Source organism: Bacillus cereus group sp. BfR-BA-01381 (assembly GCF_022663555.1).
Classification (GTDB): Bacteria; Bacillota; Bacilli; order Bacillales; family Bacillaceae_G; genus Bacillus_A; species Bacillus_A pacificus.
On record NZ_JAKUFR010000152.1, the window covers coordinates 1 to 5,961 of the forward strand.

Genomic DNA, 5,961 nt, shown 5'->3' on the forward strand with positions numbered 1-5,961 from the left:
GAAAATTAGAACAAAGCTTAGTGTATATGACAGAGAAAATACATATATTCAAACGGTGTGGGGAATTGGATATAAGTGGAGTGTACAGAATTGATGCAAAGGTTAAGGATTTAACAGCAGCTAGTAGTTGGTATTGGCTAACGAAGAATGGGAAAGTATTTCCTGCGAATTATTATGAACAGAAAATACCTATGATAAAAGAATATGTAAAAGATAAAGGCATACTATTGTTAAATGAGAAAGAGCGAAATGGATTAGAGAAAATTGTCCCTAAAGAGGGAATTAAATATCAAATTGTTAATAGGCAAGGAGATATTTCTTATGGTACATATAACAAGAAATTAATAACAAATGAGAGACCGATTTCGAGTGTTATTAATACAAATATTTATGGTGAAGAAGATGATAATGAAGTTACGACATATTTGCCTTTAGTAGATAGGAATGGAGATTTACAAGGAGCGATAGGGTTTAATTATCATTTAACAATATCTACTGCTTCGGCAGTTGATTCCTTTTTTGTAATCTTATTTTTAGCTTCACCCTTTATATACATTACAATTTTGTCCTACATTATTTCAAATCGAATGGGAAAAAGAATAAAGAAACCACTAGTTGAACTATCAGAGGCCTCAAAAAGAATTCAAGAGCAGGATTTAAATTTTCATTTAGAGTACAACGCGAAAAATGAAATTGGTGAATTAGTCAGTTCGTTTGAAAATATGCGTGCAGCGCTAGCTACTAGTTTGTCACGACAATGGGAGTTAGAAGAAGAAAGGAGAGAATATATTAGAGCTATTTCTCACGATTTAAAAACGCCATTAACGATTGTGCAAGGTCATACAGAAGGCTTGCAAAGTGGTTTATGGAAAAATGAAGATTTGTTACATCGGTATTTACAAACGATTGAAAGAAACACAAACAGAATGACAAAGCTTCTTGAGGAGTTCCAAATAGTAAATGAGCTAGAGAGTTTCTCATTTCAATTACGTTTAAATAAAGTACATATAAATCCATTCTTTCTTAAAAAACTAGAAGAATATGAATGCATAGCTAGAAAAAAAGAAATTGATTGGGATGTCATCTTTGAAAATAATGAGGATATACAAAGCTTAGTATTTGATCAAGAGCGAATCAGTCAAGTAATGGACAACATCGTAATGAATGCAGTTCGATTTACTCCGGTGTCAGGGAAGATGCTTTTGAAAGTATGTGCTTGGCATGATGCAATAGAGTTTCATGTATATGATTCAGGGCCTGGTTTTCAAAAAGGAGATTTAAAAAAAGTATTACAACGTTTTTATCAGGGAGATCAGTCGCGTTCAGGAAACAAGGAGCATTTTGGACTCGGGTTATATATTGCTAAGACAATTGTTGAGAAGCATGGTGGTAAAATTCAGGTAGAAAATAGCGAGGTGAGAGGCGGGGCACACGTTTCGTTTCGGATTCCGAGCGGAGGTATATAGATGAAAATTAATTGTCGAAAAATGTCGGTAAGTCGATATCCTGTGTCGAACCGTCGATATAATGAAAAAATCGCTGATATAAGTGGAGAAATCGTCGATATATTTGAAAAATCGCTGATATAATCCGGTTGATACTGGATGGGGTATATGGGAAAGAAGTTGCCGTGAGGGTAACTTCTTTTTATTGTGATGCCGTGGTATGCAAACCAACATAAAAAAAGCTGGAAGAATCCCTTCCAGCTTACGAGTTACTTTCAATTTGGCGACCGTTTTCTTCTTCGTTGTCTTGTAATAGGTTGAATACATCTGCTAGACAGAATGCAATGAACCAAGTCCATAGACCGTGGAAGAAAGCTGAGCTTAATTGAAGTGGTAATGTATAGTTAGTCATTGAGTAGGAAATACATCCGCCAACGATTCCGATCATTGTTAATAACATTGTTTTTTGCGCATTTTCTTCTGGATTAAAGAGGAAGAAAATGTATCCACCTAAAATTGAAGCGCTTACAAGTGTTTCGATTCCATTAAAAATGATATTCTCTCCAAGCTGAGTGTTTGTCCAGAAGCAGATTGTTCCGCCGATAATAGCAAACAGGACAGCTATTGTATATCGTATATATTGATTCATATGTTCATCTCCTTATGTAATAAGATGATTTGGAAGTCAAAAAGGTAGGTATAGTATATTGAAGTGAGTTTTAGTTGTACGTATCTTTTTATAAAAAGATCATTGAAGAGTGATCGGTTTTTTAAACCGTTACGTGTATGGTGTCTGAAATATACCCGACTGCTCGTTTCTTTTTGCTTGTAAAATAAGAGAAACTTCCAAGTCTATATACTCTTTTTTGTGAGTCTGTTTTCATTATAACACATTTAGAGTCATAATAATAGAATTATCTGATTTTGTAATAAGTGTAAAAAATAAAAAACGTAAGGAAATACAAGTAACGGCGCAGTTTAGCGGAAGAAGGATTTTCATTTACTATGATGAAATATGTAATCAAGGTGAGGTCTAAGAAGAGGACTTAAATACTATAAAAAAATGTTTTATGCCATGAATGGAAGGGAGGAGAGCTAACTTGGAATTCACAACAGAAAGATTAACAATTAGACCTTTTAAGAGTACTGATTTACAGGATGTATTTGCTATTTATAATAGTGATGATACATGTAAGTTTCTATTACATAATAAGTGGACTCATGAAGACATGCAGAAAAGATTTAATAAGAAGCTAGAAAATAATGTACTTACTAAAGACTCAATATTAAGTTTAGCAGTTATATACAAAACGAAAGTAGTTGGTGATTTATCTGTATGGTACACAAATATGAAAGACACTGTTGAGATTGGTTATAGTTTTTCAAATGAAGTAGCTGGGAGAGGTTTGGCAACAGAAGCAGTAAGTAGTTTGGTATTTAAATTATTTAATGAATGTAATGTACATCGCATACAAGCTAATCTTGATGCGCGTAATACAGCTTCACAAAAATTGTGTGAACGAGTAGGCATGAGAAAGGAAGCACATTTCATACAAGATTTTTGGAGTAAAGATGAATGGACAGATAGTATTGTATATGGAATGCTATCCTCCGATTTGTAGTAATAAACTTAATGATTGTATTATGCTAAAGGGTACGTGAGTTGAATAACAAAGGGCATAACATATTATATATGACTAATATGTTATGCCCTTTCATGTATTGACCTTTTTTATCCCACTTTAATGGGCAGTAAGACCCCCACCTCAAAATTCAGCGAAAGCAAAGAAGTTAGGTGGGGGATCAACTGCCCATAAAAGTCCGATTGGTTCAACTATTAATCAGTGGGGGATGAAGAAAACCCCCACTGATTAAAGTTTCACTTTATATACGTTTGAAACGGCCGACAATTTCAACTGTTTCAGTAATGTTCATAAATGCTTTGTTATCCACTTGACGGATAATACGTTTCATTTCGCCTAACTCATAGCGAGTCACGACAGTGTAAATCATTTTTTTCTTATGGTTTGTATAGCCGCCGACAGCATCTACCATCGTCACGCCACGTATGCCGTGATGTAGTAGGGCGCTTTTTATTTCCTCGCCTTTTTCTGTAATTGTCATTATCGTCAATTTAATATGTTTCGTATGCACAGCATCGATCACTTTGCTGACTACAAATCGACTAATTAACGTATAAAGTGTAATATCCCATCCGAAAATAAATCCTGCTACAACAAGTAAGATTAAGTTGAATACAAATATAATTGCTCCAATTGAAACATCGCGATATTTCGCTACAATCAATCCAACAACATCAAATCCACCTGTTGAAGAAGCAAATCGGAATATGATTCCTGAAGCTGCTCCGCAGATTACACCGCCGAATACAGAAGATAGTAAAATATCGTCTGAAACTTGGTGTACAGGGATAATGTTCATCGCTAATGATGATACAGCTACAAAGTACGCTGTTAAAAAGGTTGTCTTCTTGCCTAAGTAAAAGTGACTTAAAATAAGAAGAGGAATGTTTAGTAAAAAGATAAGTGCACCGATATTGTAGTGCATTAAATAACCGATAATCATCCCTACTCCAGCGAATCCACCGCTAATCATGTTATGCGGGATAAAGAACATATTCATAGAAATTGCATACAAAATAGAAGCTATGAAAATAACAACCAACTGTATGATAAATTCTAAGTGAAATGTTTTAGCTGCTGGGAAGGATAAAAAGGCGGTGTCGGGAACGTAATCGGCGTCTCCTAGTTGACCCATAGTATGTTTCATCTCCATATTCATTTTTGATTACAAGAAGAGAATAAAGGTTTTTTCAAAAACTGGCAATAGTTTTATTATAATGCAAAAATTTTATAAATTTCTAATAAATCAAGCCTATTCATTGATGTGTGTGAATATACTAAAGAAAGCGAATACAATGTTTCTTAATTATTGTTTTCTTGAGAAAATATGCAAAATACTTTTTTTGACGATAAAAGGAAATAGAGAATGTTTGCCGAATGTGCTAAAATGACCTTATTAAGGATGTGAAGCGATGGAATTTTTATTGCAGGATGCGATTCTATATATATCGTTTGTAACGACAGCACTTTGTTTATTAGAAGTTTTCTTCCTTGCTAACGTTTCTCGCTTTGTGCGTCAGCAAGCATCAAGCGGTAGACAAAGAGCATTTGCGTTAGTTGATACGTGTGAAGATAGTGCGGGGAATGTACCGCTATTTTCGATTTTTTATAAATATGGAATGATTCGTTCTGTACGCAGACAAGAATCAAGTGAAGAGAATGACGAGGTCGGTCCGTATACACCAATGTTTCGCTAAATAATTACGAAACATTGGAGGAATGAACATGTTAAAATCATACCGAACTGCGCTCGTTAGTTTATCATTATTACTTGTTTTTGTTTTATCTGGTTGTAGTAATGCAGCCCCAATTGATGCACATAGTACGGGAATTTGGGATCATTATTTTGTATATCCAATCTCGTTTATGATTCAATTTGTTGCTCATCATATACCGGGAGCTAGCTTCGGGATTGCTATCATTATTATGACGCTCGTTATTCGTTCAGCAATGATTCCATTAGCTGTTTCGCAATATCGTAGCCAAGCGAAAATGAAGAAAATGCAACCTGAATTGCAGAAGTTAAAGAAAAAATACGGTGATGTAAGTAAAGATCTTGAAAAACAAAAACAGTATCAAAAAGAAATGTCAGAACTAATGAAATCAGGCGGTTGGAATCCACTTGCTGGTTGCTGGCCAATCTTTATACAAATGCCGATTTTCTCTGCTTTGTATTATGCCATTAGCCGAACAGAAGAGATTCGCACATCTTCGTTTTTATGGGTGAACTTAGGACATGCAGATCCTTATCATATATTACCGATTATTGCAGCATTAACGACATTTATTCAGATGAAAGTTTTCCAATCTAATATTACACCTGGAGAACAAGTACAGATGCTAAAGATGCAGCAAATTATGATGCCAGCAATGATTCTATTTATGGGATTCGCAGCACCATCAGGACTTGTGTTGTACTGGATAACAGGTAACTTATTTACAATGACACAAACAATTGTATTAAGAAAAATAATGGAACGTGAAGAATTACAATTACAAAAAGCATAGAAAAACACCGCTCATCATGAGCGGTGTTTTTTTGTTAAGTCGTTAAGGAAATTTTAAGAAACCAACATTACTATAGGCATTGTATACGAGAGTGTACATGCATTAGAAATATGAAGGAGGAAATTTCCTATGAAGAAGAAAACAGTTGGGTATTTAGCGATTGCAGGTGCTTTATCATTCGGAATCATTGGAGGAGTCGGCATCCCGGCATTCGCGGCAACGAATACTCCAGCAGCTGAGCAATCTACAAAAACGGCGAAAAAAGATTTAGATGACGCCACAAAACAAAAAGTAAAAACGATTATGGATGATACAAAGAAACAGTTAGAGGAGCTAGGTGTAAAGCTTCCAGAGAAAGAAAAACG

General features: G+C 34.9%; 7 protein-coding genes and 1 pseudogene. 6 read left to right on the forward strand and 2 right to left on the reverse strand.

The window, feature by feature from the left end; genetic code table 11:
• The first annotated feature begins 26 nt into the window (after positions 1-26).
• Together MR079_RS27235 and MR079_RS29290 are read left to right on the forward strand one after the other, a co-directional pair.
• A complete protein-coding gene (locus MR079_RS27235; protein WP_242294995.1) occupies positions 27-1,466 on the forward strand; it encodes a sensor histidine kinase in 1,440 nt (479 codons plus the stop codon).
• Positions 1,467-1,589, forward strand: coding sequence for a hypothetical protein (locus MR079_RS29290; protein ID WP_276608975.1), 123 nt, complete (start codon positions 1,467-1,469; stop codon positions 1,587-1,589).
• A gap of 118 nt (positions 1,590-1,707) precedes the next feature.
• Here MR079_RS29290 and MR079_RS27240 read toward each other — a convergent pair whose 3' ends face one another.
• On the reverse strand, positions 1,708-2,094 hold the full coding sequence (locus tag MR079_RS27240; protein ID WP_001077770.1) for a DUF3938 domain-containing protein: 387 nt from the start codon (positions 2,092-2,094) through the stop codon (positions 1,708-1,710).
• 451 nt (positions 2,095-2,545) lie between these two features.
• Here MR079_RS27240 and MR079_RS27245 point away from each other — a divergent pair, with 451 nt between their 5' ends.
• Positions 2,546-3,067 carry a GNAT family N-acetyltransferase gene (locus tag MR079_RS27245; protein WP_139868258.1) on the forward strand — a complete coding sequence of 174 codons (522 nt, stop codon included), beginning with the start codon at positions 2,546-2,548 and terminating at the stop codon, positions 3,065-3,067.
• Positions 3,068-3,329: 262 nt separating this feature from the next.
• On the opposite strand, the gene MR079_RS27250 is transcribed toward MR079_RS27245, so the two are convergent.
• Entirely contained in the window at positions 3,330-4,223 is an 894-nt protein-coding gene (locus MR079_RS27250; RefSeq protein ID WP_073542279.1) for a YitT family protein, read from the reverse strand.
• Between the two features lie 277 nt (positions 4,224-4,500).
• On the opposite strand from MR079_RS27250, the gene MR079_RS27255 reads away from it, so the two are divergent.
• The 3 genes and pseudogenes from MR079_RS27255 to MR079_RS27265 form a co-directional block, all read left to right on the forward strand.
• Positions 4,501-4,785, forward strand: a complete 285-nt coding sequence (locus MR079_RS27255; protein ID WP_000394930.1) for a hypothetical protein — start codon at positions 4,501-4,503, stop codon at positions 4,783-4,785.
• 28 nt (positions 4,786-4,813) lie between these two features.
• A complete protein-coding gene (yidC, locus tag MR079_RS27260) occupies positions 4,814-5,596 on the forward strand; it encodes a membrane protein insertase YidC (protein ID WP_139868256.1) in 783 nt (260 codons plus the stop codon).
• Between the two features lie 129 nt (positions 5,597-5,725).
• Positions 5,726-5,961 (forward strand): annotated as a pseudogene (locus tag MR079_RS27265) (hypothetical protein); the annotation flags it as partial.

Bases quoted from the DNA above. Each gene is read 5' to 3' on its own strand.
- MR079_RS27235 (WP_242294995.1), top strand. From the start codon at position 27: ATGACAGAGAAAATACATATATTCAAACGGTGTGGGGAATTGGATATA.
- MR079_RS29290 (WP_276608975.1), top strand. From the start codon at position 1,467: ATGAAAATTAATTGTCGAAAAATGTCGGTAAGTCGATATCCTGTGTCG.
- MR079_RS27240 (WP_001077770.1), bottom strand. From the start codon at position 2,094: ATGAATCAATATATACGATATACAATAGCTGTCCTGTTTGCTATTATC.
- MR079_RS27250 (WP_073542279.1), bottom strand. From the start codon at position 4,223: ATGGGTCAACTAGGAGACGCCGATTACGTTCCCGACACCGCCTTTTTA.
- MR079_RS27255 (WP_000394930.1), top strand. From the start codon at position 4,501: ATGGAATTTTTATTGCAGGATGCGATTCTATATATATCGTTTGTAACG.
- yidC (WP_139868256.1), top strand. From the start codon at position 4,814: ATGTTAAAATCATACCGAACTGCGCTCGTTAGTTTATCATTATTACTT.